Annotated in this window: 2 protein-coding genes and 1 pseudogene; 2 read left to right on the top strand and 1 reads right to left on the bottom strand. The window is 72.9% G+C overall.

Going from position 1 to position 3,963, the window contains the following annotated elements; translation table 11 throughout:
- A pseudogene (locus tag ABZ885_RS37100) lies at window positions 1–331 on the bottom strand (metallophosphoesterase); the annotation flags it as partial.
- A 275-nt stretch (window positions 332–606) separates the two neighbouring features.
- Here ABZ885_RS37100 and ABZ885_RS37105 point away from each other — a divergent pair.
- Together ABZ885_RS37105 and ABZ885_RS37110 are read left to right on the top strand one after the other, a co-directional pair.
- On the top strand, window positions 607–2,058 hold the full coding sequence (locus tag ABZ885_RS37105; RefSeq protein ID WP_360198977.1) for an amino acid permease: 1,452 nt from the start codon (window positions 607–609) through the stop codon (window positions 2,056–2,058).
- 190 nt (window positions 2,059–2,248) lie between these two features.
- Window positions 2,249–3,241 (top strand): EI24 domain-containing protein, encoded by a 993-nt coding sequence (locus tag ABZ885_RS37110; RefSeq protein WP_360198979.1) that lies wholly within the window; start codon window positions 2,249–2,251, stop codon window positions 3,239–3,241.
- Window positions 3,242–3,963 lie beyond the last annotated feature (722 nt).

The following is a 3,963-nucleotide window of genomic DNA, read 5'->3' on the forward strand; positions in this document are numbered from 1 at the left end:
CTGCCGCCGCCGCGGACCGGCGCGGCAGGCGGAGCAGCAGCGGCCGGACGGCCTCGCCGGCCGCGAGCGCCGGCAGCAGGTAGAGCAGGACCGCCAGCCAGAGGTACCCCGGCCAGGCCAGCCAGCGCTCGACGGACATCGGGAGCTTGCGCCCGCCGACCAGCGCGCCCACCGCGAGCAGCGGGAGGACGACGGCGAGCACCGTCCCGGTCCGGCGCCACCGGCCGCCGGGGGCGGAGACGTCGCGCACCAGGCGGCGCCAGAGGTACCAGTGCGCGAGGGCCAGGACGGCCAGGACGGCGAGCAGGCCGAGCAGCACGAGGACGATCATCACGCGGCCAGTATGGACGGCCCGCCGGGTGACCCGCGCACCGCCCCCGGAGCCCCGGAACGGCCTGACGATGCATCAGATTTGAGCTTTCCGGCAACCCGCCTCACCCACTCTGACCAGGCACTTTGCGTCCGCTGAGCGAACAATTTCCCATGCCTTGTTCCGATACTCGTAGGTAGAAGTTAGGTTGCACCGCATTGCGCGGGTCCGTCCCCCACCCTCCGGCGTACGAGCCGAGGGTCAGCCGCGCTGGAAAGGCAACAGGGCACCCTCACATGAGTGCGGAAACCACCACCCCGGCCGCGAAGCCGTCGGTCGACGCCGAGACCCGGCACGACCACGGCCACGGCCACGGAGCCGACGGCCACCTGAAGGCCGGGCTCAAGAACCGCCACCTGTCGATGATCGCGATCGGCGGCGTGATCGGCGCCGGCCTCTTCGTCGGCTCCGGCGCCGGCATCGCCTCGACCGGCCCCGGCATCCTGCTCTCCTACACGCTGGCCGGTGTGCTGGTCGTCCTGGTGATGCGGATGCTCGGCGAGATGGCGGCGGCCGACCCGCAGAGCGGCTCGTTCTCCGCGTACGCGGACCGGGCGCTCGGCCGCTGGGCCGGGTTCACCATCGGCTGGCTGTACTGGTTCTTCTGGGTCGTGGTGCTGGCCGTCGAGGCCACCGCCGGTGCGAAGATCCTCAACAACTGGGTGCCCGGCGTACCGCAGTGGGGCTGGGCGCTGATCGTCATGGCCGTGCTGACCTCGACCAACCTGTTCTCGGTCGCCTCCTACGGCGAGTTCGAGTTCTGGTTCGCCGGGATCAAGGTGGTGGCGATCGCCGCCTTCCTGGTGATCGGCACCCTGGCCGCGTTCGGCGTGCTGCCCGGCACCCACGCGGTCGGCACCACGAACCTGGTCGGCCACGGCGGCTTCCTGCCGCACGGCGTGGGGGCGGTCTTCACCGGCATGCTCACCGTCGTCTTCGCCTTCATGGGCAGCGAGATCGTCACCCTGGCCGCCGGCGAGTCCGAGGACCCGGAGAAGGCGGTCAGCAAGGCCACCAACAGCGTGATCTGGCGCATCGGCGTGTTCTACCTGGGCTCGATCCTCCTCGTGGTCACCCTGCTGCCGTGGGACTCCGACGCGGTCAAGTCCAGCCCGTACGTCGCCGTGCTGGAGCACGTCGGCATCCCGGGCGCCGGCCAGGTGATGGACGTGATCGTCCTGACGGCCGTGCTCTCCTGCCTCAACTCCGGGATGTACACCGCCTCCCGGATGGCCTTCTCGCTCGGCAGGCGCGGCGACGCCCCCAAGGCCTTCGCCACGGTGACCCGCACCGGCGTGCCGCGGAACGCGATCCTGGTCTCGGTGGTGTTCGGCTTCATCGCCGTCTTCTTCAACTACACCTCCCCCGACACCGTCTTCTCCTTCCTGCTCAACTCCTCCGGCGCGGTGGCGCTCTTCGTCTGGCTGGTGATCTGCTTCTCCCAGCTGCGGATGCGGAAGATCATCGAGCGCGAGATGCCGGAGCGCCTGACCGTCCGGATGTGGCTGTACCCCTACCTCACCTGGACCGCCATCGGCATGATCGGGTTCGTGGTGGCGTACATGTTCACCGACGCCGACGGGCGGAAGCAGATGTACCTGTCGCTGGTCGCCGCAGCGATCGTGCTGGCGGCCTCGGCCGTGGTGGGCCGACGGCGTCGGGCCGCGGCGGTGGAGCCGGCTGCCTGATCCGGTCCACACCGCCCGAACACCGGGCCCGGGAGCCGTTGCGGAGGCTCCCGGGCCCGGTGGCGTTTTGAGGGCCGCCGCGCGGCTCCCCGGGCGTCCCGCCTCCCGGCCGCCCCCGGCCCCGCCCCGCTGGTGGGGCCGGGGCGGAACGGAGATGACCTGCCGCCCGGCTGCCCCTACCCTTCCCCCTATGCGAGATCTTGTGGCGGGGATGGGTTACCTGGCCAAGGGCCAGAAGTGGGTGGGGCGGCACGGCCGCTGGTGGGCGTTCGGGATGATCCCCGCGCTGATCACCCTGATCGGGTACGCCGTGGCGCTGGTCTTCCTCGGCGGCTGGTCCGAGGACCTCGCCGCCTCGGCCACCCCGTTCGCCGACCACTGGGGCTCGCCCTGGCAGGGCCTGCTGCGCGGCGCGCTCGCGCTGATCGTCTTCGGCGGCGGCCTGCTGATCTCGCTGATCACCTTCACCGCGGTCACCCTGCTGGTCGGCCAGCCGTTCTACGAGTCGCTCTGCGAGAAGGTGGACGAGACCGAGGGCGGCGCCCCCACCCCGCCGGACGTGCCGCTCTGGCGCGAACTGCTGGTCTCGGCACGGGACAGCCTCCACGTGCTGCTGCGGGTGGCCGGCTTCGGCATCCTGCTGTTCGCCCTCGGGTTCGTCCCGGTGGTCGGGCAGACGCTGGTGCCGGTGGCCGGGTTCATGGTGTCCGGCTTCTTCCTCTCGGTCGAGCTGACCGCGGTGGCGCTGCAACGGCGCGGGGTGCCGCAGCGCGAGCGGATCCGGCTGCTGCGCGCGCGGCTCGGACTCGCGCTCGGATTCGGCGTGCCGCTGATCCTGGCCTTCCTGGTCCCGCTGGTGACCGTCCTCGCGATGCCCGGCGCGGTGGCCGGCGCGACGCTGCTGGCCCGCGACCTGGTCCCGGTCGAGGAGGAGCCGGCCGACGAGGATGACGACGCGCCGCAGCCCGCGGGCCCGCCCGTCCCGGACGTCCCGGGCGCCCCGGACGTCCCGGGCGCCCCGGCGGCCTCCTACGCCGGCCGGCAGCCGGTGGCCGGCAATCCGTACGCGGCGGGCCCCGCCCCGCAGAACCCGTACGCGGCGGGCCCCGCCCCGCAGAACCCGTACGCCGGGAGTCCGTACACCGAGAACCCCTACGCCGAGAACCCGTACCGGAGCAGCTGAACCGGAGCGGGGCCGGAGCGGTGACCGGCCGGTCACGCTGCGCCCACCTGCGGCCGACCCGGGTGTGAAGCCGCCCACACGGCCTTTCCCGTCTACTGCCGCCGATAGTGGCGAGCCGCGCACGGAGGCCCCGCCCGCGGCGCCGGAGACGGCCCCGGGCCCGGCCGGACCCCGGCCGGACGGCCGCGGCGGACCGGAAGAACGCAGGCGGCGGGCCCGTTCGGGCGGGTCGTTCGTCGACGGCGCAACCCGTTCACCTGCCGTTTGAACAAATAGGACAAATAGGACAGAAGCGCCCGGCTCCGGCCGGGCGCTTCGCCATTTCCGCACTTTTGTCCACGACTGCCCGTAGTAGCGGGCGCCTTTGCCGCCCGCGGCGCGCTCTGCCAAGAATGGCCCGTCGCCAGGCAGCGCGGACCGGCCCCCCCCGGCCGCCGCGCCTCCCGCCCGCCCCGCCTCACCGCCGGGGTGCCATGGCCGTCCCGTCCCGGACGGCATTGCGGGCCCCCTCGCTCACCCGAGCCTGCTCACCCGAGCCCTGCCCGCGTGCCGGATGCCCAGCATCCCGGCACGGCCCCGACGGAAAAGGATCGTCCGCTCCATGCAGCTCAGCCATGCCCGCCGCAACTCGCTGATCACCGGCATCACCACCCTCGTGGTGGCGAGCGCGGCCACCGCCGCCCTCGCCATCCCGCAGGCCGGCGGCACCGCCGCCGAGGCCG

The sequence above is a fragment of the Kitasatospora sp. NPDC047058 genome, from assembly GCF_040643935.1.
Lineage (GTDB): Bacteria > Actinomycetota > Actinomycetes > Streptomycetales > Streptomycetaceae > Kitasatospora.